The 23,989-nt window shown below is 63.7% G+C and carries 23 protein-coding genes; 12 read left to right on the plus strand and 11 right to left on the minus strand.

The genetic code is table 11. The features are described from left to right. Nucleotides 1-170: 170 nt before the first annotated feature. The 5 genes from ACVOLI_RS04900 to ACVOLI_RS04920 all read right to left on the minus strand — a co-directional run bounded on the left by ACVOLI_RS04900 (nucleotide 171) and on the right by ACVOLI_RS04920 (nucleotide 7,821). Nucleotides 171-1,436, minus strand: a complete 1,266-nt coding sequence (locus ACVOLI_RS04900; RefSeq protein WP_481533765.1) for a glutamate carboxypeptidase — start codon at nucleotides 1,434-1,436, stop codon at nucleotides 171-173. A 162-nt stretch (nucleotides 1,437-1,598) separates the two neighbouring features. Continuing rightward, entirely contained in the window at nucleotides 1,599-3,191 is a 1,593-nt protein-coding gene (locus tag ACVOLI_RS04905) for an alkaline phosphatase D family protein (protein ID WP_481533766.1), read from the minus strand. Nucleotides 3,192-3,202: 11 nt separating this feature from the next. Then, nucleotides 3,203-6,136 carry a TonB-dependent receptor gene (locus tag ACVOLI_RS04910; protein WP_481533767.1) on the minus strand — a complete coding sequence of 978 codons (2,934 nt, stop codon included), beginning with the start codon at nucleotides 6,134-6,136 and terminating at the stop codon, nucleotides 3,203-3,205. Nucleotides 6,137-6,271: 135 nt separating this feature from the next. Then, nucleotides 6,272-7,309 carry a FecR family protein gene (locus ACVOLI_RS04915; RefSeq protein ID WP_481533768.1) on the minus strand — a complete coding sequence of 346 codons (1,038 nt, stop codon included), beginning with the start codon at nucleotides 7,307-7,309 and terminating at the stop codon, nucleotides 6,272-6,274. Further along, complete coding sequence (locus ACVOLI_RS04920) at nucleotides 7,306-7,821, minus strand: RNA polymerase sigma factor (protein WP_481533769.1); 516 nt, start codon at nucleotides 7,819-7,821, stop codon at nucleotides 7,306-7,308. The genes ACVOLI_RS04915 and ACVOLI_RS04920 overlap by 4 nt, the downstream gene beginning before the upstream one ends. Before the next feature lie 364 nt (nucleotides 7,822-8,185). Here ACVOLI_RS04920 and ACVOLI_RS04925 point away from each other — a divergent pair, with 364 nt between their 5' ends. After that, nucleotides 8,186-9,721: a TerC family protein gene (locus ACVOLI_RS04925; protein ID WP_481533770.1), complete on the plus strand. Its 1,536-nt coding sequence runs from the start codon at nucleotides 8,186-8,188 to the stop codon at nucleotides 9,719-9,721. A 207-nt stretch (nucleotides 9,722-9,928) separates the two neighbouring features. Continuing rightward, nucleotides 9,929-10,414, plus strand: coding sequence for a TspO/MBR family protein (locus ACVOLI_RS04930; protein WP_481533771.1), 486 nt, complete (start codon nucleotides 9,929-9,931; stop codon nucleotides 10,412-10,414). A 39-nt stretch (nucleotides 10,415-10,453) separates the two neighbouring features. On the opposite strand, the gene ACVOLI_RS04935 is transcribed toward ACVOLI_RS04930, so the two are convergent. The 3 genes from ACVOLI_RS04935 to ACVOLI_RS04945 are packed head-to-tail and all read right to left on the minus strand — an operon-like array spanning nucleotide 10,454 to nucleotide 12,452. Next, nucleotides 10,454-11,140: a Rossmann-fold NAD(P)-binding domain-containing protein gene (locus ACVOLI_RS04935; protein WP_481533772.1), complete on the minus strand. Its 687-nt coding sequence runs from the start codon at nucleotides 11,138-11,140 to the stop codon at nucleotides 10,454-10,456. Between the two features lie 17 nt (nucleotides 11,141-11,157). After that, nucleotides 11,158-11,832: a ChrR family anti-sigma-E factor gene (locus ACVOLI_RS04940; RefSeq protein WP_481533773.1), complete on the minus strand. Its 675-nt coding sequence runs from the start codon at nucleotides 11,830-11,832 to the stop codon at nucleotides 11,158-11,160. Further along, a complete protein-coding gene (locus tag ACVOLI_RS04945; protein WP_282266405.1) occupies nucleotides 11,829-12,452 on the minus strand; it encodes a sigma-70 family RNA polymerase sigma factor in 624 nt (207 codons plus the stop codon). The genes ACVOLI_RS04940 and ACVOLI_RS04945 overlap by 4 nt, the downstream gene beginning before the upstream one ends. A gap of 133 nt (nucleotides 12,453-12,585) precedes the next feature. Between ACVOLI_RS04945 and ACVOLI_RS04950 the strand changes: the two genes are divergently transcribed. From ACVOLI_RS04950 to ACVOLI_RS04990, 9 genes are all read left to right on the plus strand, one after another. Beyond that, on the plus strand, nucleotides 12,586-13,353 hold the full coding sequence (locus tag ACVOLI_RS04950; RefSeq protein WP_481533774.1) for a hypothetical protein: 768 nt from the start codon (nucleotides 12,586-12,588) through the stop codon (nucleotides 13,351-13,353). Nucleotides 13,354-13,436: 83 nt separating this feature from the next. Beyond that, nucleotides 13,437-14,393: an acyl-CoA desaturase gene (locus ACVOLI_RS04955; protein WP_481533775.1), complete on the plus strand. Its 957-nt coding sequence runs from the start codon at nucleotides 13,437-13,439 to the stop codon at nucleotides 14,391-14,393. A 1-nt stretch (nucleotide 14,394) separates the two neighbouring features. Continuing rightward, on the plus strand, nucleotides 14,395-15,672 hold the full coding sequence (locus ACVOLI_RS04960) for an NAD(P)/FAD-dependent oxidoreductase (protein ID WP_481533776.1): 1,278 nt from the start codon (nucleotides 14,395-14,397) through the stop codon (nucleotides 15,670-15,672). Next, entirely contained in the window at nucleotides 15,669-16,436 is a 768-nt protein-coding gene (locus ACVOLI_RS04965) for a DUF1365 domain-containing protein (protein ID WP_481533777.1), read from the plus strand. Before ACVOLI_RS04960 ends, ACVOLI_RS04965 begins: the two co-directional genes overlap by 4 nt. Next, nucleotides 16,433-17,692, plus strand: a complete 1,260-nt coding sequence (locus ACVOLI_RS04970) for a class I SAM-dependent methyltransferase (RefSeq protein ID WP_481533778.1) — start codon at nucleotides 16,433-16,435, stop codon at nucleotides 17,690-17,692. Before ACVOLI_RS04965 ends, ACVOLI_RS04970 begins: the two co-directional genes overlap by 4 nt. A gap of 1 nt (nucleotide 17,693) precedes the next feature. Next, entirely contained in the window at nucleotides 17,694-18,242 is a 549-nt protein-coding gene (locus ACVOLI_RS04975; RefSeq protein WP_481533779.1) for a DUF2878 domain-containing protein, read from the plus strand. Further along, entirely contained in the window at nucleotides 18,239-19,024 is a 786-nt protein-coding gene (locus ACVOLI_RS04980) for a DUF1295 domain-containing protein (protein WP_481533780.1), read from the plus strand. Before ACVOLI_RS04975 ends, ACVOLI_RS04980 begins: the two co-directional genes overlap by 4 nt. Further along, a complete protein-coding gene (locus tag ACVOLI_RS04985) occupies nucleotides 19,021-20,097 on the plus strand; it encodes an SAM-dependent methyltransferase (RefSeq protein WP_481533781.1) in 1,077 nt (358 codons plus the stop codon). The genes ACVOLI_RS04980 and ACVOLI_RS04985 overlap by 4 nt, the downstream gene beginning before the upstream one ends. Nucleotides 20,098-20,135: 38 nt before the next feature. Continuing rightward, the gene (locus tag ACVOLI_RS04990) at nucleotides 20,136-20,666 is read left to right on the plus strand and encodes a lipocalin family protein (protein ID WP_481533787.1); all 531 of its coding nucleotides are present in this window, start codon (nucleotides 20,136-20,138) and stop codon (nucleotides 20,664-20,666) included. 83 nt (nucleotides 20,667-20,749) lie between these two features. Here the strand turns inward: ACVOLI_RS04990 and ACVOLI_RS04995 are convergent, their stop codons facing one another. Then, complete coding sequence (locus ACVOLI_RS04995; RefSeq protein WP_481533782.1) at nucleotides 20,750-21,229, minus strand: hypothetical protein; 480 nt, start codon at nucleotides 21,227-21,229, stop codon at nucleotides 20,750-20,752. 227 nt (nucleotides 21,230-21,456) lie between these two features. On the opposite strand from ACVOLI_RS04995, the gene ACVOLI_RS05000 reads away from it, so the two are divergent. Further along, entirely contained in the window at nucleotides 21,457-21,897 is a 441-nt protein-coding gene (locus tag ACVOLI_RS05000) for an N-acetyltransferase family protein (protein WP_481533783.1), read from the plus strand. 562 nt (nucleotides 21,898-22,459) lie between these two features. On the opposite strand, the gene ACVOLI_RS05005 is transcribed toward ACVOLI_RS05000, so the two are convergent. Continuing rightward, nucleotides 22,460-23,425: an arsenic resistance protein gene (locus ACVOLI_RS05005; RefSeq protein ID WP_296248033.1), complete on the minus strand. Its 966-nt coding sequence runs from the start codon at nucleotides 23,423-23,425 to the stop codon at nucleotides 22,460-22,462. A 138-nt stretch (nucleotides 23,426-23,563) separates the two neighbouring features. Then, complete coding sequence (locus ACVOLI_RS05010) at nucleotides 23,564-23,929, minus strand: ArsR/SmtB family transcription factor (RefSeq protein WP_296248031.1); 366 nt, start codon at nucleotides 23,927-23,929, stop codon at nucleotides 23,564-23,566. Nucleotides 23,930-23,989 lie beyond the last annotated feature (60 nt).

Here is a 23,989-nt window from a genome sequence, read left to right on the forward strand (position 1 = left end):
CCGCCGCCCCCACACCCCCCCCCCCCCCCCCCCCCCCCCTGTTGGCCCCCCGCCGCGGGGGGCCCCCCCCCGGGGCCCCCCCCCACCGGGGCCCCCTGGGGGGTCTCCTTCCCCACCCCCCCCCCCCACCCCGGTTTGCTCTGCATAAGGCCAACCGACGCGCCGAGAACTCAGTTCGGCGCGCGCTTGGCAAGCTCGATCAACATCCGCGATGCCAGGTACAGGCGTGGCGGGATCGAATCGATCTCGATGAATTCATTGCGTGCGTGATATCCCCAGCCTGCGAGCCCCAGGCCTTCCAGCACCGCGGCATGACCGGAGCGGCCCGCAAACCCTGCATCGGTGCCGCCGTTGGTGGTGGGATGCATCAGCAGCTTGCGGCCATCCAGTTCGGCATAGATCTCCTGCGCCAGATCCGCCAATGCACGGCCGCGCTCACCCGCCACGTAGATCGGGCGCAGCGGCTCCAGCGTGACCGTGGTGGTGGTATCCGGCACCGCGTGGCTCTGCTTGACCTTGGCCTGCAATGCGGCCAGCAGGTTGGCATTGCTGTCGGCCTGGGTGACACGTGCATCGCCACCCACTTCGGCGCGTTCCGGAATCTGGTTGCGCGCCGTGCCGGCATTGGCCGTGGTCCAGTTGAGCTGCGCACCCGGCACCCCGGCGGCCACGTCCTTGGTCTGGATGATCTGATGGGCCAGTTCGACGAGTGCGTTGCGGCCCTGCTCCGGAGCCGCACCTGCGTGTGCGGACAGGCCCTGCACCGTCATCCGCACCTGCGAAGTGCCGGCGGCACTGAGCAGCACGCCTTCGCTTTCGATCACCGCCTTGGCCGCCGATGGCTCGAAGGACAGCACCACGTCGTGTTCGTCGGCCAACTTCGCAATGGTTTCGCCTGAGCCCGGCGAGCCGATCTCTTCGTCCGGATTGAACAACACCGTGACCGCCGCGTAATCGTTCCACTTGCGCGCCTTGAGCAGGGCCAGCGAATGCAGGATCACCGCGATGCCACCCTTGTCGTCGGCGATACCCGGGCCATACAACAGGTTGCCTTTCTGGTGGAACGGTTCCTTCTCGAGGATGCCGCGGTCGTAGACGGTATCGGCGTGGGCGATCAACATCACCTTCAACTTGCCAGTGCCGTTGAAGGTGCCGCGCACCAGATCCGGGCCGCCGGTTGCCGACGGCACTCGTTCAACTTTCGCATCCAGCGCCTGCAGCCGCTTGTCGAGATAGGCCATCACCTTGCCGACCCCCTCATGATCCGTGGAACCGGACTCCATCAGCACCAGCTCGCGCAGTGTCTCGATCACTGCTGGCTGCTGGGCCGTCGCCGCTGCCCGCAACTGCGCATCGAGCTGTGCCGCCTGCGCCTGCGCTGCGAAAAACCCTGCAGCCAGTAATCCGCTGAAAATCGCCGTGCGTGAAATTCTCATGGCCTGCTCCTGTGGTCGCCGCCGTAGCCTATCAGCGACACGATGACGATAGGGAGCCCTGGCGCACAGGAACGGGCCATCCGCTGGAACCACGGCTGCCCACATCACGCCGGCATTGCTGGCAGCGAGATGATCCGTGAGTTTCACCGGATGAGGGCGCCCTCAGGCCTCCTGCAAGCCCGGCCGGCCATGCGCCACCGCATAGCGCTTCCAGCTTTCAAGCTTGCCGTTGGGCTGCATGACCTGGTCGAGCGTCTTCATGTCGCCCACCCAGGCGTCGCGGGTCACGTCGCACAGCACATAGCCGCGTTTGTCGGTGGTGGCCTTCAGGTGCGGACTGTGCTGCAGCGTACTGCGCGCCATCGCATCGACGCCCTGGCCATCGGCGCCGGAGCTGATCGACGTGGCCAGGAATTCGCTTGATATCACCCCGGAATCGGCGTTGTCCTGCACCAGGTCACTGGCGTAGTGCCGGTGCGCGTCCCCACATGCGGTAACCACGTTGTTGAAGCCCAGCGTCTGGATGTGGTCGAGCAGCCGCCGGCGGCTGTCCAGGTAGCCGGACCACTGGTCATCCGATGACACCACCTGTCCATCCTTCTCGCGCGCGTAATTGCCCAGCGAAACCTGGTGGGCGATGGTATGCCAACGTGGCGCCGCATCCGCCAGCCCATCGAACAACCAGCGCTCCTGCTGCGCGCCGACGATGCTGCGTGCCGGCGACTCGACCTGCTCGCGCGCGGCCATGTCCACCTGCTTACTGCGGTATTGGCGGGTATCAAGCAGGTGCAGATCCATCAGGTTGCCGTAGCGCGCACGCCGATACAGTTGCATATGCCCGTTGACCGGGAATGCAGAACGGCGCAACGGCATGTTCTCGTAGTACGCCTGGAAGGCCTGTGCGCGCCGCAGCAGGAACACTTCGCTCGGGGTTCCATCCTGGTCCTCCGCGCCCGCCCAGTTGTTGTCCACCTCGTGGTCGTCGAAGGTCACGAACCACGGTGCGGCGGCGTGCGCGGCCTGCAGGTCGGCATCACTCTTGTATTGCGCATAGCGCCGCCGATAGTCATCCAGGGTGTAGATCTGCGGCCCAACGTGGTTGCGCAGGTTGGTGAAAGGCTGACCATTCATCCGCCGCACGCCAGGCTGGCTCTCACCCTCGTAGATGTAGTCGCCATAGTGGAAGACGAAATCCAGCGGCTCCTCGGCGATGCAACGCCAGCCAGTGAAATGCCCTTCCTCGAAGTGCTGGCAACCAGCCACCGCGAAGCGGACCCTGTCCACCTGTGCCGTTGCCGCGGGCAGCGTGCAGGTGCGGCCTACTGCGCTTTCATGGCCGCCAACGGTGAAGCGGTACCAGTACGGTCGGCCAGGCTCCAACCCTTGCAGCTCCACATGCAAGGCATGACCGAGCTCGGGATGCGCAAGTGCCGAACCCTGCCGCAACACGCGACGGAAGCCATCATCGGCAGCCAGCTGCCATTGCACGGGGATCGGCCGCGGCGTGATGCCACCGCCGAATACCAAGGGTTCGGTCGCCAGCCGCGTCCACAACACCATGCCATCCGGGCTGGGATCACCGGACGCCACCCCAAGGGTGAACGGCGTGCTGGCAAAGCGCGGCGATGCCAGCAGGTTGCGCGGATTCAGCGCGCTGGCGTCGGCCCGTGCGGCCATCGATGCGGTGCCCATCCACGCACCAAACGCCGACAGACCGGACAGCGCGAGGAAACGCCTGCGATTGAAGTTGTCCACGGGCCGTGTCCTCAGTTGTAGATGATGTGGAAGTAGTAGAAGCGGCCGTAGTCATCGATCTCGGTACGGAAGCGACCGTTCGGACCGGTGCTGTAAGTCGGCTGCATGTTGAAAAGATTCTTGGCCTCGTACTTCAGCGTGACGTGCTTGCTGATCTTGTGGCTGAAAGCCAGGTTGAAGGTCATGTACGGGTCGTAATAGGAATCGAGCCATTCGGTATCACCGAAGTCGACCAGCATGCGGCTGCGGTAGTTGCCGGAAACCCGCAGCTGGGCGCTGTTCCACGGCATGCGCCAGATCGCCGAGCCATTGAGCGACCAGTCCGGCTGGTACAACAGGCGATCAAGGCGCCGCGATGTACCGTCACTGATCCTGTAGTTGGTCTGCCCGTCCAGGCCGGTGGCATTGAAGAACATGTCGAAGCGGTGACGTCCCAAGCGAAGGTTGCGGTTGGCGATGGCGAACTCGACGCCGCGCAGCCGCGATTCGTCGGTGTTCATCGGCTGGGTAACCCGGTAGGTGGTGTCGCCGATGTCCTCAAAGGTGGTCAAGGTATAGATGTCGTCCTTGATCACCTTGTCGAACAGCGCAACCGAGACGATGCCGTTGTTGCCGTTGAAGTACTTCTCCCAGGCCAGGTCCAGATTCGTCGAGCGGCGCGGATCGAGCCCGGCATTGCCCTGCTTGATCGTGCAATAGCCCCGGCCATCGTCATCGTCCGCACAGCTGCTGTTGGTGGCCTGGGCGATGTTGCTTGGGGTCGGGCGGCCCAGCGTCCGGCTCGCCGAGAAGCGCAGGCGCTGGTTCTCGCTGAGCTTGAAACTGGCGTTCAGCGAAGGCAGCAGGTCGCTGTAGCCGCCACTGGTCTTCAGGAAATCGGCGGTATAGGTGCTGCCGCCGTTATTGCTATACGGGCTGAACGCATCGAAGCGGGTGTGGTCGTAGCGCAGGCCGCCGATCAGCAGCAACCGATCCCATGCATAGTGGGCGGACACATAGGCATTGGCGATGTCCTCCACGTATTTGTAGTCGCTGGTGAAGTTCGCGTTCGGATAGGCCGCGTTGTTGTTGCCCAAGGTCGGCAGCAGCTCTTCGGTGACCTTGCTGTTGTCGATCAGCGGAAAGCCCGGCACCGAGCCGAGCAGCGTCGAACCCGGATACAGGTAGTCATTCAAGGTCGCGCTGGTCTTGTAGTAATTGAAATCGATGTCCTGCCAGATGTTGAGGTGGCGGTACTCGGCACCTGCGGCAAGCCCGAAGCCGCGCGCATCGGCATCGATGTTGTGGCTGAAGTCCAGGCGCAGGTTGTCGATGGTCTCCTTCGCGTCGCGTGGCGAGATGTAGGCCTGGGCCGGATTGAGCTTGAAGCTGGAACTGGTCAGCAGGCTCGGGTCGGACACACCCACGGCGTTCGGGAAGCCGTGCTTGTCATTGGCGTAGTCCACGAACAGATTGCTCGGGTAGGCGCGCACGCCCCAATAGACCTGGGTATTGTCAAAGGTCTCCTCTGTGTGGCCGCCGCGCAGGGTCAGCCTGGTCAGCGCACCGATGTCCCAGTTGAAGTTGGCGATCGCCCCGCGATTGTTGCGGTCCCAGCGATCGTGGCGATTCTTGATGTAGATGCTGTTGATCTGGGTGGTGCCGCCATCGGCGGTCTGATCACGGATCGCGAACTTCGCGTTGGAATACAGATCGGTCTTGTTCATCGTCGAGTTCTCGTAGAAGCGGTACGAGTACAGCAACAACGACGCGTAGAAGGGATCGTCGCTTGGCTTCCATTCCAGCTTGGCCGAGCCACCGAAGTTGGTGATGAAGTTGGTATAGGTGCCGGTACTGAAGTTGCCCGGTGCACGCAGGCCGTTCCAACCTGCCGCCTCGGTGGGCGCGGTGGTGCCATCGGTGAGGTACTTGCCCGTATCGTTGAAGTAGTAGTTGGACTCGACCCAGCGCTTGATGCTGTTGCGCGAACGCTGTTCATAGCGCGCCACCGCGACGATGCCGAACTGCTGGTCAGCGCCGAACTGGTTGGAGAACACCATCTTGGCGCTTTTGCCAAAGTGCCCAAGTGTCTTGTGGTCACCGCCGGCACTGCGGCCGACATCGGTCTCGGCGGTGGAGTAGATACCTGCCACGTCGGCGAATACATACTGCCCGGAGCGATCAAACGCGCTGCGGCTGATGATGTCGATCACGCCACCAATGGCATCCGGTGCCCGCTCGGCACTGAAGCTCTTGTAGATATCGGTGCGGGTACCGATGTCGCTGGGAATCAGCTGCAGGTTGTTCATCCGCTCGCCGGAGCCGCTGCCGCCTACGCTGGCAATGGCGATGCCATCGATGGTGGTGTAGTTGAGGTTGGCCTGCACGCCACGCACAGTGACGTAACGCGGCTCGCCTGCGTCCTCCACCGCGCTCAGGCCCGGCGCGGCCATCAGGCTCTCGGCCAGGGTCTCGTCGCCATAACTGTCCATCTCGTCATAGATCACCGAATCCTTGATCACCGGCGACTGCTTCTTCTGGTCGATGACCTCATGTGCGGCAATCACCGTCACCGTCCCCAGGGTAGGCGCGGCGGCCGCCTCTGCGGCACGTGGCACCGCTGGCGCGGGTTGCGCAGCGGCTGGCTTGGCGGGCGCTGGATCGATGGCGATGACGTTGCCGTCCACCACGCTGTAGCTCAACCCGCTGCCAGCCAGCAGCACCTCCAGCGCCTGTTTGACGGTGGCGCCGCTCGGCACCGCCGCTGCCATGCGCGGCGCGCCGGTAGGCGAATAGAGGAACTGCACGCCGGCACTGCGTGACAACTGCTCCAACGCATGACCCAGCGATTGCGCCGGGATCGCGGTCTTCACTTTCGCGTCCAGTCCATCCGTGGCAGCGAGTGCCGGCACGGCAATGCAGGGGGATAGTGCAAGTACGACCGACAGGTAGAGCTTCTTCCGCATCACGGTTCCTAGGGAGGGAGATTGCATGTGCCGCGTCGGCAGGTGACGTCGGCTTCCCCTAGTAAGAGCGGTGCTGCGGCGAAGTGGAGAACGCTGATTCGATGAATTTTTTCTTACAGGCCCAACGCGCTGCCTTCAGCGGCTATGGACATGCACGGTGTCACCACGCCGCTGCACCTTGAAGCGCGGGTCGCGGGCAAGGAATGCCTGCAGCGCCACGATCCGGTCCGCATCCAGGCTGCCGGACAGGCGCATGGCCGCCGCTGCGTCGTCCTCGATCACGACCTGCACCCGGTTATGGCGATTGAATGCTGCCGCAACCTCATCCAGCCGTTCGTCCAGGAAGGACACCTTGCGGTGCTGCCAATCCAGGAGCATCGATGCAGGCATGTCCAAGGGCTGCACCGCGCCGGTATCGTTGTCCACCAGCACCACGCGGCCTGCGACCAGCCGGGCAAGGCGCTGCTGGTCCGAGTCCCCCCTCCACACCTCGACTTCGCCCGAGACCACGCCGATGCGGGTGTTCTGCAGCCGTCGCGACACATCGAACACGGTGCCGATATCGCGCACCCGCAGCTCGCCTACCTGCACCTCGAATGCGCGTCGGTCCGGTGCGACATCGAAACTGGCTTCACCGCGCAGCAGCTCCACCCGTCTATCCAGCCAGCCCATGCGCACACGGATGGCGCTGTCCGCGTTCAACCGCACCTGGGTGCGATCTGCCAGCACCAGTTCGCGCAGTTCACCGTGCCCTGCCGCCAACACCTGCTCCTGCGGCCATAGCCGTGACAACGACGCCCCCAGCACCAGCACCAGGCAGGCAGCCGCGGCCAAGGCAGCCCAGCGGCGCCGTCCACGTCGCGCCGGAACCGCGCTGCTGGCGGCGTTTCTGGCAAACAAGGGCACCACCTTGGCCGTCGGTCGACGTGCGCCCGCCTCCATCAGCATGCCTTCGAGCAGGTCGGACGATGCTGCCGGCATTGCCTCGCCTACCTGCCGGTGCAGATCGAGCGCACGCAGATAGGCACGCACATGCTCCGGTGAACGCCGCAGCCAGGCCAGGAATGCGCGCCGCTGTACGTCGCTCAGCGCCCCGTCGCGGTTGATCAGGAACCACTGCACGCCCTGCTCGGCAACACTTCCATCCATGCAATCGGTGGTATCCGGGTTCATGCACCCTCCCTGGTGCCAAGGGCCTGCCGGCAGGCTTCCAGCCCCTTGCCAATATGCTTGCGCACCATGTGCACGGACACATCAAGCTGCGCGCTGATCTGCAGGCATTCCACGCCTTCGCGATAGTGCAGCTCCATCACCCGGCGGGTGGTGGCAGGCAAGCGCGCGATGGCGCCGCGGATATCACTCCAACGCTGCACCTGCTCGAACTCGCCCTCGATGTCTTCCTCGCTCTTCAGCACCTCGGCAAGCAGATCGACATCGTCCAGCGGTGGACGCGCGGATTGCGTGCGCGCGTGCTCGCGGGCGAGGTTGGCGGCGACCGCGAAGAGATAGCCTTCTGGATTGGCGATGGCCTCGGCATCGTCGTCACTGCGACGCAGCAGCCGCAGGTAGACCTCCTGCGCCAGATCCTCGGCATCATCGGCGTGGGAGCCCCGGCGCAGGAAGAATCCCCGCAGCAAGCGTCGGCGCAGCTCATAGCCCTGCTCCCAGATCCTGGCGCTTTTCACGACAACCCAAGGTCCCGCCGCCGATAAAGCGGCAGATGGTGGCGTGCGGAGATGACAGCAGCATTTCATCGCCTGGCAATGGCAATGGCAATGGCAGCGGTCAAGCCGTGATGCATGGATTCCCGGTGGCAGAAAGCGTGTGATTGCATGTCAGAGGGGAGGTGTCCCGACCCAGCCTGCGGTGCCATACCGCTCCGTCCGCAGGCGCCACGCTTCACCAACTCCGTGCACGCGGCCGCATCGACGGGATGCAACAACGATTCCATGAACAGCAAAGTGAACAAAAACAGCGGCTTCGCCCAAAAAAGGAAGCAAACTGTTCGCGCGTGCGATGATCGGGGTTCCTCCGCTACCCCAACACTGCATGGAATGGTTATCCGACCCAACAATCTGGATGGGTCTTTCCACACTTGTCGTTCTCGAAATCATCCTCGGCATCGACAACCTCGTCTTCATCGCGATCCTTGCGGACAAGCTTCCTCCCCACCAGCGTGACAAGGCCCGCCTCATCGGCTTGAGCCTGGCGCTGTTGATGCGACTGGGCCTGCTGGCCACGCTGTCCTGGATCATGCGGCTCACCACGCCGCTGTTCTCCGTATTCGACCACGCGCTCTCCGGCCGCGACCTGATCCTGCTGGTCGGCGGCCTGTTCCTGTTGTTCAAGGCGACGATGGAACTGCACGAGCGGCTGGAAGGGCGCTCGCATGAAGCCGGCGACAACAAGGTATACGCCAGCTTCGGCCTGGTGGTGACGCAGATCGTCATCCTCGATGCGGTGTTCTCGCTGGACTCGGTGATCACCGCGGTCGGCATGGTCGACAACCTCGGCGTGATGTTCGCCGCAGTAACCATCGCGATGGCCGTGATGATGCTGGCCAGCAAGCCGCTGACCAGTTTCGTCAACCGTCATCCGACGGTGGTGATCCTGTGCCTTGGCTTCCTGTTGATGATCGGCTTCAGCCTGGTGGCCGAAGGCCTGGGCTTCAAGATCCCCAAGGGCTATCTGTACGCAGCCATCGCCTTCTCGATCCTGATCGAGGGTTTCAACCAGTGGACGCAGTTCAATCGCGAAAAGCACGCACAGAACCTGTCCTTCCGGCAGCGCACCTCCAACGCGGTGCTCAAGCTGCTGGGCTCACGCCCGACGCAGGCCGTTGCCGGTGAGAGCCACGAGCCAGCGGATCAGCTGCCATCGGGCCTGGCCGCATCCGAGCACGACATGATCCGCGGCGTGCTGGCCCTGGCCGACCGCTCGGTCGCAAGCGTGATGACGGTGCGTGCCGATATCCAATGGATCGATCTGGGCAAGGGCCCGGAGCACACCACCGCGCAGCTGATGGCCTCGCCGCATACCCGCCTGCTGGTGGCCGATGGCGAGCTGGATAACCTGCAAGGCGTAGTGCAGAGCCGCGACCTGCTGGCGGGCGTGCTCGCCGGCAAGCCCTTGGTGTTGGCCGACTACCTGCGCGAGCCGCTGACCCTGCCCGAAGGCGCGACCGCGCTGCGTGCGCTGGAGCGGATCAAGCAGCATCCGATTCCATTGGCGGTGGTGGTCGACGAGTACGGCAGCGTGCAGGGCCTGGTCACCGCCAACGATCTGCTGGCGGCGATTGCAGGCGATCTTGCCGATACCCGCGACGCCGACTTCGGCGCCGAACAGGTGGATGGCAGCTGGATCGTCGACGCCTCCATGTCGATCGAAGACGTGGAGCGCATCAGCGGCATCACGCTGGAACGAAGCCCGATGTATGTCAGTTTGTCCGGCTTGTTCCTGCGTGCGCTGGAGCGGCTGCCGGTGGCTGGCGATACCGTTGAGTCGACTGGCTGGCGCCTGCAGGTGATTGATCTGGAAGGCAGGCGAATCGGCAAGACACGGATCTCCGCGATCGACAAGCAGTAACCACCGCCAGGGCGCCACGGCTGCCACATGCAGCCGTGCGCGTCCTGAAAGCCGTCCCGATTCAGGCCAGGATGCAAGGCAGGTGGATCAGCCTGCCGGGGTGATCCAGGCACCGATCAGCATCCTTGGCTGTCGTCACTGCATCCAAACCCTGCACTGTTACGTACAAGCGACATCTGATCACGCCGGAAAGGACGAGCAAGCGCCATGCAGATACCTAGACAGCTCCTTGGTTTCTCCGGCTGGTTCCTGGTCACCTTCCTCGCCGCTGCGTTGGGCGCACGCGCCTCTATCTCAGCCGCCAGTTTCTACGCCAGCCTTGCGCTGCCTGCATGGGCGCCACCGGCGAGCCTGTTCGGGCCGGTGTGGACCGCCTTGTATGCGCTGATGGCGCTGGCGGCATTCCTTGTCTGGCGAGAGCGCGGCTGGCGTGCGGCGACACCGGCCCTGACGCTGTACCTGCTGCAGCTCGGCCTCAACACGCTGTGGAGCTGGCTGTTCTTCGGTTGGAAACAGGGCGCGTTGGCTTTCGCCGATATCCTGTTGTTATTGGTGTTGATCGTCGCCACGCTGATTGCGTTCTGGCGCATCCACAAGGTCGCGGCCTGCATGTTGCTGCCCTATCTTGCCTGGGTGGGCTTTGCCAGCGTGCTCAACTACGCGGTCTGGCAGGCAAATCCCGGGCTGCTGTGAACGGCAAAGCCCGCGCCTCGGCGTGCTGCCGCAGCAGGCCTAGGCTGCGTCGGCATTCCCGAGCTGATTGATCTGCGAGCATTCCACCTCGGCGGGCGGATCACGCATGCGTGCCAACGCGATCATCGCGCGGCCCAGAATCAGGTTGCTGGTAAACGCCGACGGCAGGGCAGCTGTTGCCAGCTGCATCATTGGTCCACCAACCACATACAGCGGCTTCAACAGCGCATGCCGGCTGCCGGTGCCAGCGGCCGGCCGTACGCCACCCGGCCGCAGCATCACCGTACGCCCCGTCAGCCGGGCCAGTGCCCGCTCCGTTTCGCCTTTGATGCGCAGCGGCATAAAGTGGCTCTCGGGATTGGCGTGCGCGCCCGATACATACAGGAACATTCCCTGTGGATTGGCAGCGAACCAGGTCTGCGCAACAGCCAGTGTGGTGTCCAGCGTGACCCGCCGGTACGCGTCTTCCGCTGTGCCCAAGGGCGGGGCACCGGCGCAATAGAAGCAGGCATCGAAGCCCACCAGGTCGGCCTGGCGACGATGGGCCTGCATGAAGTCCTCCAGCACCAACTCCTCGGTTGCCGTGACCAGGCCGCCGGCGTGTCGCACCAGCGCGACCGTGCGCCTTACATGCACGGAGCCAGCGCAGGCCAACGCGACGCCTTGACCAACCAGCCCACTGGCTCCGGTCAACACGATCTTCAGGCGCCCGCCATCGTTCACCATTGGCCCCTCCGTACGAACTAGAGTTTGACGAAGCGCTGCACCTTGCGTGCCAGCCAGCCACTGAATACCAGCGGTGCATCCAGTGCCGAAACACAGATGCACGGCACACCGGGCGCGGTCACCGGCTGGTGTTCCACCTCGGCATCCAGGTCCGCCACATCGCCGGGAGCGAACAGCCCCAGCGCGTCGTTGTACGAGCCACGCAGGACCTGGGTGAGTTCGCTGCGGCCATGGCTGTGCATGGGCAGGCATTTACCCGGCGCGATCTTCAACATGATCAGCGACGGCATCTGCCGTGCACGGATGCAATGCACGCCCGGCGCCATCCAACGCCAACGCAAGCTGGCCAGTGAGTCACCGAAGTAAGGATGCAGTGACGCCGGCAAGTACTCCGGGTCGGCCTGCGGCCGCTCCGGTGGTGCCGACCGCGCCGGTGGCGGCATCGCTACCGTGCCCGCGTCCATCAGCTGCGCCAGCATGGCGGCGCGCAGTGTTTCGCGCCGCGCGTCCTCGAGCACCGGCTGGGTCTGTTCCAGCAACGCCGAGCCAATCGCTTCGGCATCACGCAGGCGCTGCCGGCAGTGCGGGCACTGCTCAAGGTGGGTACCGGCAACAATGCTCAACGGCGCCTGCAGTGCGCCGGCTGCGTAACTCATCAAGGTGGATTCGTGCAGGTGGTGGTGCGGGTTCATGACGCCCCCCCGACCTTCGACTGCAGCAACAGGAAGGCCCGCCGCAGATGTGATTTGACCGTACCCAAGGGCATTCCCAACGCCTGCGCGATCTCGCCGTGGCTCTTTGCTTCGAAATAGGACATCCGCACCAGCCGCGCCTGCACCGCCGACAACTCGTTGATGCGCTGGCGCAATCTCGCATGATCGGCGAACTGCTCGGCGCTGCTGCGATCAAGCACATCGGCCGCGGCCGCGTTCTCCACCGCCGCCTGCACCAGCGTCCAGCTGCGCTCGTGGCGGACACGATCGATATGCAGGTTGCGCGCGATGCGGTACAGCCAGGTACTCAACGCGCCCTGTGCCGGATCGAATTCCGCGGCCCGCAGCCACAAGCGCAGCAGGCATTCCTGCGCCAGCTCCTCGGCTACCGCCTCCGGGGCACCCAGGCCGCGCAGGTAGACACACAGGCGCGGCATGAAGTGGTCGTAGATGCGCATGAAGCAGTCGCGATCACGCAGCCGCGCCACACCGTCCATGTCACCGGCCCAGTTCATTGGCTCTTTGCTCAGCTGCTGTGAACTGGACACGATCCGGGCGGTGTCTAAGGGGGAAGGGAGGTTGCGGGGATCAGGGTACATCTGCGTGGGCAGGGCTGCAGTGAATGTGGTGTCCTTCCTACGCGCGGTGGCGGCGTTTGGATGCACCGCCGTGCCTGCATCCAACGGCCGGCTTCGCCCGTAGGCAGGGAGAGCTCATTCCGGAATGCCTCCCATGCGTCTGGTCTGCCTGTTGTTGTTCCTGCCCTGCATGGCGTCGGCAGCGCCGCTGCTGCGCGGTGAAGGCGTTGCGACGACCCGCGACGGGGCAGTGGCCTACCGCGAGGTGCATTGGCAACGCGGCGCCGGGGACGCAGCCGAGCGATGGGTGCACTACCTGTGCCCCGACGGCCAGCCCTTCGCGCGCAAGCACATGCAGGTCAACGGTTCCGCCCAGGCACCCAGCTATCGCTGGGAGGATCGCCGTAGTGGCCAGGCTGCCAGCGTTGCTGCGACGGCAGGCGTCGTACAACTGAACTGGAAAGAGGACGCGGCGGCGAAAACGCGGGCGCAGCGGCTTCCGCTTCCGGCCGATGCGGTGATCGATGCAGGGTTCGACGCCGCCGTGCGCGCGCACTGGCAGCAATTGATGCAGGGCGAGCGGCTCAGCCTGCAGTTCCTGGTCCCCAGCCGCCAGCGCTACTACCCGGTGCAGGTGCAGCGTGTCGGCACCATCCGCTGGCAGGGGCTTGATGCCCAGGCCATCCAGGTGCAGCTGGATGCCTGGTACGGGGTGGTCGCGCCGCGTCTTGCGCTGGTCTACGCCGATGCCGATCGGCGCCTGCTGGAATTCCACGGTACCAGCAACCTGCGCGATGCCCGCGGTGACTACCCGGTGGTGACGGTGCGCTTCGCACAGAAGGCAGTGGAGCGCCCGCTTGCGCAATGGCAGGCCGAGCTGCAGCAGGCGCTGGTGCCGCGCTGTGCCGCCACGCGTGGCTGATCCTGATGAAATCTTCATTACGCTGCATCCAATCAACGCCGCGCGCCGTAGAGGAAGGTAGGAAACCTCTCGAGATACGCGCCATGGCATCCGCAGCGCCCCTTCCCCGCCGCCGTGTGGCCCTGCTGCGTACGATCCAGCGCTGGTTCGACACCGCGGGTAGCGCTGATGTCGCTAGCGAGCCGCAGGCGGGCGATCGCATCGATTGGATGCGCGCCCTGCCCTTCGCGCTGCTGCACATCGGCTGCCTGGGAGTGATCTGGGTGGGTGTGTCGTGGACGGCGGCTGGCATCGCGCTGGCCCTGTATGCCGTGCGGATGTTCGCGATCACTGCGTTCTATCACCGCTATTTTTCCCATCGCACCTTCCAGACATCGCGCGCGGTGCAGTTCCTGTTCGCCCTTGTCGGTGCGTCCAGCGTGCAGCGAGGGCCGCTGTGGTGGGCGGCACACCATCGGCATCACCATCGCCATGCCGACCAGCCGCTGGACCCACATTCGCCGCAGCAGAAAGGCTTCTGGCGCAGCCACGTCGGTTGGTTCCTGACCCGTGAAGCCTTCGCCACCGACCTGCAGCGCGTGCCGGATCTGGCCGGCTTCGCGGAGCTGCGCTGGCTGGACCGCTTCGACACCGTGGTACCGCTGTTGCTCGCCGCCTCCCTTTATGCACTGGGCGCGGCGCTTGAACGCTGGGCACCGGCCCTGCAGACCTCCGGCATGCAATTGCTGGTCTGGGGATTCTTCATCTCCACCGTGGTCTTGTTCCACGCCACCGTCACCATCAATTCACTGGCCCACCGCTTCGGTCACCGTCGCTTCGATACCCGCGACGACAGCCGCAACAATTTCTGGCTGGCGCTGCTCACCTTCGGTGAGGGCTGGCACAACAACCACCATTTCTTCCCCGGCACGGTGCGCCAGGGATTCCGCTGGTGGGAAATCGACCTGACCTGGTATGGCCTGCGGTTGATGGCGATGCTGGGCCTGGTCAAGGAGCTCAAGCCAATCCCGGCCTGGGTGCTGGCCAAGGCGAGGAACTGACATGCGTATCGCCGTCATTGGTTCGGGAATTGCCGGGCTGGCCAGCGCCTGGTGGCTGGATGGCGCGCATGAAGTCACCTTGTTCGAGGCCAATGACTACCTCGGCGGCCACACCCATACCCATGCGCTGCAGGTGGACGGGATACCGATGGCCGTGGATACCGGCTTCATCGTCTTCAACCCGCAGCACTACCCGCTGCTGAGCGCGCTGTTCGATGAGCTTGGGGTGGAATCGCAGCCGACCACGATGAGTTTCTCCATGCGCAGCGAACGCAGCGGCGTGGAATACAACGCGACCTCGCTCGATGGCCTGTTCTGCCAGCGTCGCAACCTGCTGTCGCCACGCTTCTGGGGCATGCTGCGTGACCTGCGCCGCTTCTACCGTGAAGCACCGGCGCTGCTGGATGGCGGTGCCGGCCCCACGCTGGGCGAGTACCTGCGCAGCCAGCGTTACGGCGAGGCCTTCGTCGAGGAACACCTGCTGCCGATGGCATCGGCGCTGTGGTCTTCGCCGACCGCCACCGTGCGGGATTTCCCGGCGCGCTACCTGGTCCAGTTCATGGCCAACCACCAGATGCTGCAGATCAGCGGGCGTCCACAATGGCGCGTGGTGAAAGGCGGCTCTGCGCGCTATATCGACGCCCTGCGGGCACGCTGGCAGGTGCGCGAACGGCTTGAATGCGCGGTCTGGAAGGTTGAGCGCGAAGCGGACGGGGCGTGGGTCCACAGCGCCGCAGGCGTTGAAGGCTTCGATGAAGTGATCCTGGCCTGCCACAGCGACCAGGCCTTGCGCCTGCTCGATGACGCGGACCCGCTTGAGCAGCAGATACTGGGCGCCATCAACTACCAGCACAACGAAGTGGTGTTGCATACCGATGCCTCCCTGCTGCCACGCAGGCGCAAGGCGTGGGCGGCCTGGAATGCGCACGTGCCGGACGCAACCGACGCACCATGCACGGTCAGCTACTGCATGAACCTGCTGCAGGGACTTCCAGGCGATACGCCGCTGGTGGTGACGCTCAACGACAGCGCTCGGATCGATCCGGCCAAGGTGCTGCGGCGCATGCGCTACGCGCACCCGGTGCACGACCACGCCGCCGTGGCGGCACAACAGCGCTGGGCCGATATCCAGGGCCAGCGCCACACCTGGTTCGCCGGCGCGTACTGGGGCTGGGGCTTCCACGAAGATGGCATACGCAGTGCCCGCCGCGTGGTGGATGCGCTGACTGCGCGCAGGCCCAACGCATTCTGGCCGCCGCAGCCGGAGGCGACCGCATGACCAACAGTGCGATCTACCTCGGCCAGGTGGTGCATCGCCGCCATCTGCCGCATCCACATGCGTTCCGCTATCCCATCGCCCAGCTGCTGCTGGACCTGGATGAACTGGAGCAGGTCTTTGCCGGGCGCTGGCTGTGGTCGGTGAACCGTCGCAACCTGGCCGAGTTCCGCCGCAGCGACTATTTCGGCGATCCGGCGCGGCCGCTGGCAGATGCGGTGAGAGACCACGCTGCAACCGTGCTTGGCCATCGGCCGGCCGGACCGGTGCGCCTGCTGACCCATCTGCGCGTTGCCGGCCACGTGTTCAATCCGGTCAGCTTCTACTACTGCTACCGGGCCGATGGCGTCAGCCTGGACTGCATCGTGGCGGACATCACCAACACGCCATGGAAAGAACGCCACGCCTATGTACTGCCTGCGGCAACCGCGCTCAGCAACGGCCGGGCGCTGCGCTGGCAGTTCGACAAGTGCTTCCATGTTTCGCCGTTCATGGCGATGGATTGCCGCTACGACTGGCGCCTCACCGCGCCAGCCGACGACCTGCAGGTGCATATGCAGGTATGGCGCGGAGGCCTGCGCCAGTTCGACGCCACCCAGTCCATGCAGCGCCACCCGCTCAATGGTGCCGGCTTGGCGCGGGTGCTGGCCTGCTACCCGCTGATGACGCTGCAGGTGGTCGCCGCCATCCACTGGCAGGCACTGCGGCTGTGGCTCAAGCGCAACCCGGTCCATGACCATCCTTCCCTCGCCGAGAAAACGCGATGAACCAGATGACTTCCTCGGTGGCCCTGCCACAGCCCGGTGCGCTGGATGCACTGCTGCGGCGCCGGCTGCTGGCCGAACTCGCACCATTGCGTGAGGGCTGTCTGCGTGTGCACGACGTGCTCGGCGAGGTGGTGCTCGGCGATGCTTCAGCGCAGCTGCAGGCCACTGTGACCATTGATGATCCCGCGTTCTATCGCAAGGTTGCCGCACAAGGTAGCGTCGGTGCTGGCGAGAGCTATATCAACGGCGACTGGCGTTGCGATGACCTGGTCACGCTGGTGCGCATCCTGGTGCGAAACCGCGACCTGCTCGATGGCATGGAACGCGGCCCCGCGCGTATTGGTGGCTGGCTGCTGCGTGGCTGGAACCGGCTGCGGCGCAACAGCCGCGAAGGCAGCCGCCGCAACATCGCCGCGCACTATGACCTCGGCAACGATTTCTTCGCGCTGTTCCTGTCGCCGGACCTGATGTATTCCTCCGCACTGTTTGCCGACGAAAACACATCGCTTGAGCAGGCCTCACAGCGCAAGCTGGACCGCATCTGCCAGCAGCTGCAGTTGCAGGCCGGCGACCGGGTGATCGAGATCGGCACCGGCTGGGGTGGCTTCGCCCTGCACGGGGCACGGCACTACGGCTGCCACGTCACCACCACCACGATCTCGGCGGAGCAGCACGCACTGGCCGCGCAACGCGTGCGCGAGGCCGGACTGCAGGACCGGATCACCCTGCTGATGCAGGACTACCGTGATCTTGAAGGCCAGTTCGACAAGCTGGTCTCGATCGAGATGATCGAGGCCATCGGTGCCGAATACCTGGACACCTACATGGCCACCCTGCAGCGTCTGCTCAAGCCCGATGGGGTTGCGTTGCTGCAGGCGATCACCATCGAAGACCATCGCTACGAGCAGGCCCGGCGCAGCGTGGACTACATCAAGCGCTTCGTATTCCCCGGCAGCTTCATCCCCTCGATCGCAGCGATTCTGGCGGCGAAGACGCGAGCCAGCGACCTGCAGCTGGTGGCCCAGCACGACTTCGGCTACTCCTATGCCTTGACCCTGCGCGCCTGGCGCCAGCGCTTCATGGCACAGCTGCCTGCGGTGCACGCACAGGGCTTCGATGCGCGTTTCTGCAGGCTCTGGGAGTTCTATCTTGCCTACTGCGAGGGCGGCTTCCTTGAACGTTCGATCGGCGTCTCACACCTGTTGCTGGCGCGGCCCGGTCATCAACCCGCCGCCAACGCCGGGCTGATCGGCTGACATGCGCCGGACCCTGCTCAACCTGCTGGGCAACCAACTGGTCTGGCTGTGCGCCGTGGCCGGTGCCGGACGGGGTTTGCAATGGCCGGCGCTGCTGGCCTCCGCCCTCTACATCGCCAGCCAGCTTTACAGCGCCGCGCAACCGCGGACCGAGCTGCGTCTGCTGTTGCTCGCACTCGCGTGCGCCTGGCTGGTCGATGGGATTGCGGCAGGAAGCGGTCGTGTCGCCTACGCCGCTGCGCCGTTCGGCTGGGCACCGCCCCCCTGGATCTTGGCGCTGTGGGCCGCGTTCGCGATGACACTGACCTGCTCGATGGCCTTCCTGCAGCGGAACAGCTTGCTGCCGGCAACCTTCGGCCTGCTGTTGGCACCGCTGGCCTATCTATCCGCTGCACGCGGCTTTGATGCCGTGCATTTTGCCGCGCCCGCCTGGCATGGATTGCTGTTGCTTGGCATCGGCTGGAGCGTGGCGCTGACGCTGCTGGTCACGAACGCGCGCAGGTGGACCCGCAGTTCAACCCAAGGGCAACCAACAGGTGCTTGCACATGAACAATCTGGGCTGGGTACTGATGTACGCCGTGGCGATCATGCTCTGGGGCTGGGCCTGGCAGCGCCGCCATCGCAACATCGGCATCGTCGATGTGCTCTGGGCCAAGGGCCTGGCTGCCGCCGCGCTGCTGCTCGCGTGGCTGGGCGACGGCGCAGCGTTGCCGCGCATCAGCTTGGCCGTGCTCGGCGGATTATGGGGAAGCCGGCTTGCCCTGCATCTATGGCAGCGCGTGCGACATGAGTCCGAAGATGGTCGCTACACGTATCTGCGCGAACATTGGCACAGCCATCAGGGCAAGATCTTCGGCTTCTTCATTGCGCAGGCATTGCTGATAGTTCTGTTCGCGCTGCCGTTTCTCGCGGTGGCCAGCAATCCGCACACCGATGGCTACATCTGGGTAATAGCAGCAGGTTTGGTTTGGCTGCTGAGCGTGCTCGGCGAGTCCATCGCCGATCGTCAGCTTGCGCGCTTCCGTGCAGCGCCAGCCAACAAAGGCCGCACCTGTCGGCAGGGGCTGTGGCGCTACTCGCGGCATCCGAACTATTTCTTCGAATGGCTGCACTGGTTCACCTACGTGCTGCTGGCCGTTGGCTCGCCACTGTGGTGGCTGGCATGGGCCGGCCCGGTGCTGATGTACCTGTTCCTGCGCTACCTGAGCGGCGTGCCGTTCACCGAGAAGCAGGCGCTACGCAGCCGCGGTGAGGATTACCGCGCTTACCAGCGCAGCACCCCGATGTTCTTCCCCTGGTTTCCTCGCACTGCCAAGGAGCAATCACCATGAACGCAGCCACGCAACTGGATTCCGCCATCCAAGCCGAGCCCGGTTTGACCGGCTGGGCCGAGCGCGGTTGGCTGCCGGATGCCGCACTGCGCTGGGGTATCCGCCGCCTGTGCGCACAGCGACTGGAAGAGGAATCGGAGGAAGGCCTGCAAGCGCAATCGGAGCGGTTCAGCCGGCGCATCGCCGAGTTGTCCAGCAGTCCACTCGCCCTGCATGTGGATGCTGCCAACCGCCAGCACTACGAAGTGCCTGCTGCGTTCTTCCAGGCCTGCCTTGGCCACCGCTTGAAGTACAGCAGCTGCTACTACCACACCGGCACCGAGACCCTGGATCAGGCCGAAGACGCCATGCTGGAGCTGTACGGGGAACGCGCCGGGCTCGCCAATGGCCAGCACATCCTCGAACTGGGCTGCGGCTGGGGCTCGCTGACCCTGTGGATGGCCGAACGCTATCCTGGCGCGCGCATCACCGCAGTCTCCAACTCACACAGCCAGCGCAAGCACATCCTCGCCAAGTGCAAGGCACGCGGCCTGGACAACGTCGAAGTGCTGACCATCGATGTCAACCAACTGCAGCTGCCTGCCGCCACGTTCGACCGCTGTGTATCGGTGGAGATGTTCGAGCACATCCGCAACTACGAACGCCTGCTGGGCCGCATCTCGCGCTGGCTGAAGCCGGACGGCGCCTTGTTCGTGCATATCTTTGCCCATCGCACGCATATGTATCCGTTCGACACGATGGGCGAGGACAACTGGATGGGGCGTCATTTCTTCACCGGCGGGCTGATGCCGGCTGCCGATACCCTGCTGCATTTCCAGCGTGACATGCGGCTGCAGCAGCGCTGGCTGCTGGATGGCCGCCACTATCAACGCACCGCCAACCATTGGCTGCAGCGCCAGGATGCCGCCCGCGAGCAGCTCATGCCGCTGCTGGCGCAGACCTACGGCAGTGATGCCGCGGCGCGTATCTGGTGGCAGCGCTGGCGCATGTTCTGGATGGCCTGCGCGGAACTGTTCGGTTACGACGACGGCCAGCAATGGCTGGTGGCGCACTACCTGTTCCGTCCCCGCTGAACAAGGACACGCGCATGCGAACCTTGCCGCTGCTGTCGATGCTGTCCATCGCCTTGTTCGGCGCTGGCTGCAGCAACCTGGACACGCGCCCGATCCCGCGCCCGGCATCGGTGGATGTTCCGCGCTTCATGGGCGACTGGTATGTGATCGCGCATATTCCGTCGCGACCGGAACGAGAAGCCTTCGATGCGGTTGAAAGCTATGCACCGCGGCCTGATGGACGTATCCAGACAACCTTCACCTACCGCAAGGGCAGTTTCCAGGCGCCACTGAAAACCATGCACCCCATCGGCAAGGTCGAGGCCGAAGGCAATGGCGCAGTCTGGGACATGCAGTTCATCTGGCCGATCCAGGCCGAATACATCATCGCCTGGGTGGACGAGGGCTACAGCCAGACCATCGTCGCCCGCAGCAAGCGCGACTACGTCTGGTACATGGCGCGCACACCGCAGGTTTCGGAAGCGGACTACCAACATGCGGTGGAGCGCATCAAGGCCATGGGCTATGACGTCAGCAAGCTGCGACGGGTACCGCAGTCGGTGCGGCAAGACGCAGCGGGCGGACACTGAAACAGCGTCGCTTCGGCAGTGATCTACTGGTGGCGACGCGTATGCTCCAGCAGGTCGCCGTCAGCTCGTCATCCGTAGGGCGCTCACAGACGTACCGGATCGCGCCGTGGAATCAGCGCCCCACCGTCAATGGTCGCAAGCACCGGCGCACCGTTGCTTCCCTTGCTCCAGACGCTGCCGGCATACCGGCCGGCAAGCGGATGCCAGCCCTGTGGAACGAACGCGAAGGTCCAGACCACCGCTTCACCCTGCACGATCTTGGCGTGGCAGGTCACCACGTCGCTCCACTCGCGCAGTTCAATGACAACTTCGCATGGCGTCGGCCTGCCTACATCGTAGGCAGTGACTGCAGCGGCAATGTTGCGACCCGCGCCGCGATCAGACAGCGCGACGATGCAGAAAAAGGCCGCAAACAGTAGCGGTAGCGGATGCCAGAGCAACAGCGCAGCAATCGCACACAGTACGGCGATGGCCAACAACCAGTAGTGGAAACGAGCAACGATTCCCAACGCCAGCCCAGGCCGAAACCTGGCGATCTGTTCCTCGACGGACAAGTCTTTCAACGCCACTCCTCCCGAAGTAGGCGCGCAACAGTGCGCTTGTGACCACCAGTGCCAAGTTTGCCACGTGCCGCCCCAAGCCAGGCAAAGGTATGACGCGACCGCCTGCCGACCAGCCACAATTCGGTGTGCGCTGGACCGATCAGCGTCCGCGACGCAGCTTGGACAAGTCATTGGCCAGACATGCGAAGACCGTTGCATCATGTCCACCGAAGTTGAAGGAGCATTCCGTGAAGGGAAGATCAATAAGGCTGGCCACCCCGGCCGACATCGACGCCATTTTCCACATCCGTACCAGCGTTCAAGAGAATCATCTGTCCCTTGGCCAACTTGCCGAGATGGGAATAACCCATGAGGCGATTCAACAGGCGATTCTGGGGGCTCCATGCGCCTGGGTCGCCGAGGTAGATGGCGTACCGGTTGGCTTCTCGATGGTGGATGTCGGGGACGCATGCGTGTTTGCCGCCTTCGTCCTGCCGGAGTTCGAGGGGCTGGGCTTGGGCCGTAGCCTGATGGACAAGGCGGAGGAACTCCTGTTCCAGCACCACCAGACGATCTGGCTGGAGACAGCTGAAGCCAGTCGGGCCAGCGGCTTCTATAGAGCCCTGGGTTGGCAGCCCGTGGCGAACTTGCCGGAGGGTGATGTCCGGTTTGAAAAGCACAGGAGGTAGTCAAGGACGCCTGCGCTGCAAATCCGCAGTTCGGTGCAGCTTCCCTGCTCAACGGCGCTGACGAAACGCCTCGGCCCATACGCACAAAAAAGCCCGCATCTCTGCGGGCTTTTTATGAATTCCGGACGTGCCTGGACGCCATGGGATCAGGCGATGGTGCGCTTATCTGACCCAAATAGTCGATACAACCATATGTTTTAAATACAATAAAAATAGATATCACATTCAAAATACCCCCATTTGTACCCCTTGATTGGTTGGATGCGGTCGGACTTACCTGGACAGCAGTGCCGTTTGTCGACGCTCACCTTAGTTGTAGATTTCCTGCTACATGGAACTGTCGCCCGGAGTCACGGGTGACTTCCGCTGCCGGCCAGAAGCGGACATCCGGCAGCCCTCAATAAACATCCATGATCTACTGCCAATCCGCTTTATCTCCGCTCAAACCGAGACCCTCGCGCGGATAGAGGATGAGCGCGGACTTCGCAGAAGGTACGCTTGGCGGAGTCTTGTTCTACCTAGGTGCAACTGCAAGATTGGGTTGTTGAAGCGTTGACCTACATCATGGCGCTTTCGCCAGTCGCGGGATCAAAGGGATGTAAACCAACGTGGCGACAAGCTCTACCAAGGTCTGAGTAACAATCACGGCGGGAATGATTGGCAAAGCTCCGGGCACAACTAGAGCCAGAGGCAACACCACCAGCGAGTTGCGGGTAGCTGCCGAGAACGCGATGGCCCTCTGGGCAGCGGCTGGTATGTTGAAACTTCTTGCTACGGCCAGGCCGACTAGGGGGGCGATAGCTGCGTAAATGAGATAGACCGGAAGCGCCGCAGCCACGGCTTGCAGTGCAGCCTCCAGCTGAGGAGTTACCGCGGCTATGACGATCAACAGGACTGCAGCTGTGGCTGGTACCGGAAGGGCGCCAGCAATTCGCTCGACCTCTTCCATACAGACGGATCTTCGGCCCAATCCCTGCAGAGTAGCAGCCAGCAATATTGGGATGACGATAAGAAAGCCAAAGGCATGCAGGAATGGACCTGGCCGAACCAGATCTGCGGCAGCCTGACCAAGAAAGATCTTAAGGTAGAGTGGCAGCAGAATCATCTGGACAATCAAGAGGATTGGAGTTGTTGCCAGCAACAGTGGAGCGTCCGACTTGCCAAGATGCGAGAAAGTAACCACATAGTCGATGCACGGACATAGAAGTACAAAGAGCATGGCGATGGCGATCAGCGGCTGCTCCGGGAACATCGGTACCATCAATGCAACTAGCAACGGGATTGCTATGAAATTGGTGACTAGCAAGGCAGCGACGAATCGCAAATTCCTCAAGGACGCTGCTATAGATGACAGCGGCACCTGCAGGAACGTCACGAAGAGCATCGCCCCCAAGGCCGGCGTGATGAGCACCTCCAGCCGTCCCGTCCCAGGGACCTTGAGAGCCAGAAGAAAACCCATGGCCATGGCGGCGAAGTAGATCGCCGTCTGGTGCCTTTCCATTTGCTCGCGCAGGTGATGCAGCTTCACTTATAAACCCCAGATCGTTCAGTCATTCGGCCACACCTGAGCATCTCGCCGTCATCGCTTTATCCGTTTCCCAGCTTGGGCAGAAGCGTGGGTTCTTGCACGCTTTACTCTTGCGGGCCGCGTATTCACTGCGTTTTCTCACGGATCAACGACTGATCGAGCAGGCCGGCCAGTGCACTGGGCAAAGAGTTTGATCGCTCTATCGCAGTGGATGCAGTGGCCGTTGCAGCAGTCACGCATCAGGAACGCAACTAGGTCGGACAGGGCTGCGAAGCTAGCACTGTAGATGATTGACCTGCCCGCACGGCGGCCCGCAACAAGGCCGCCATGCTCCAGTTCTTTGAGATGAAAGGACACCCTAGACGGGCTTGCATTTCCCAACTCGTGCGAAATAGATCCGGCGGACATTCCAGCCGGCCCGGCCACCACGAGCATTCGTATGATGCGCAGACGGTCTTGATGTGCAATTGCGCCAAATCCTCGCAGCGCTTCCGCCTCATTCATTTCAACTATTCATGTAATGATTAAATGTAAGGGTATCCACGCGCAAAATTGGTGTCAAAC

This window comes from Stenotrophomonas sp. STEN029, from assembly GCF_056760015.1.

Bases quoted from the DNA above. Each gene is read 5' to 3' on its own strand.
- ACVOLI_RS04900 (WP_481533765.1), bottom strand. From the start codon at position 1,436: ATGAGAATTTCACGCACGGCGATTTTCAGCGGATTACTGGCTGCAGGG.
- ACVOLI_RS04910 (WP_481533767.1), bottom strand. From the start codon at position 6,136: ATGCGGAAGAAGCTCTACCTGTCGGTCGTACTTGCACTATCCCCCTGC.
- ACVOLI_RS04915 (WP_481533768.1), bottom strand. From the start codon at position 7,309: ATGAACCCGGATACCACCGATTGCATGGATGGAAGTGTTGCCGAGCAG.
- ACVOLI_RS04925 (WP_481533770.1), top strand. From the start codon at position 8,186: ATGGAATGGTTATCCGACCCAACAATCTGGATGGGTCTTTCCACACTT.
- ACVOLI_RS04930 (WP_481533771.1), top strand. From the start codon at position 9,929: ATGCAGATACCTAGACAGCTCCTTGGTTTCTCCGGCTGGTTCCTGGTC.
- ACVOLI_RS04935 (WP_481533772.1), bottom strand. From the start codon at position 11,140: ATGGTGAACGATGGCGGGCGCCTGAAGATCGTGTTGACCGGAGCCAGT.
- ACVOLI_RS04940 (WP_481533773.1), bottom strand. From the start codon at position 11,832: ATGAACCCGCACCACCACCTGCACGAATCCACCTTGATGAGTTACGCA.
- ACVOLI_RS04945 (WP_282266405.1), bottom strand. From the start codon at position 12,452: ATGTACCCTGATCCCCGCAACCTCCCTTCCCCCTTAGACACCGCCCGG.
- ACVOLI_RS04950 (WP_481533774.1), top strand. From the start codon at position 12,586: ATGCGTCTGGTCTGCCTGTTGTTGTTCCTGCCCTGCATGGCGTCGGCA.
- ACVOLI_RS04955 (WP_481533775.1), top strand. From the start codon at position 13,437: ATGGCATCCGCAGCGCCCCTTCCCCGCCGCCGTGTGGCCCTGCTGCGT.
- ACVOLI_RS04960 (WP_481533776.1), top strand. From the start codon at position 14,395: ATGCGTATCGCCGTCATTGGTTCGGGAATTGCCGGGCTGGCCAGCGCC.
- ACVOLI_RS04965 (WP_481533777.1), top strand. From the start codon at position 15,669: ATGACCAACAGTGCGATCTACCTCGGCCAGGTGGTGCATCGCCGCCAT.
- ACVOLI_RS04970 (WP_481533778.1), top strand. From the start codon at position 16,433: ATGAACCAGATGACTTCCTCGGTGGCCCTGCCACAGCCCGGTGCGCTG.
- ACVOLI_RS04975 (WP_481533779.1), top strand. From the start codon at position 17,694: ATGCGCCGGACCCTGCTCAACCTGCTGGGCAACCAACTGGTCTGGCTG.
- ACVOLI_RS04980 (WP_481533780.1), top strand. From the start codon at position 18,239: ATGAACAATCTGGGCTGGGTACTGATGTACGCCGTGGCGATCATGCTC.
- ACVOLI_RS04985 (WP_481533781.1), top strand. From the start codon at position 19,021: ATGAACGCAGCCACGCAACTGGATTCCGCCATCCAAGCCGAGCCCGGT.
- ACVOLI_RS04990 (WP_481533787.1), top strand. From the start codon at position 20,136: ATGCTGTCCATCGCCTTGTTCGGCGCTGGCTGCAGCAACCTGGACACG.
- ACVOLI_RS05010 (WP_296248031.1), bottom strand. From the start codon at position 23,929: ATGAATGAGGCGGAAGCGCTGCGAGGATTTGGCGCAATTGCACATCAA.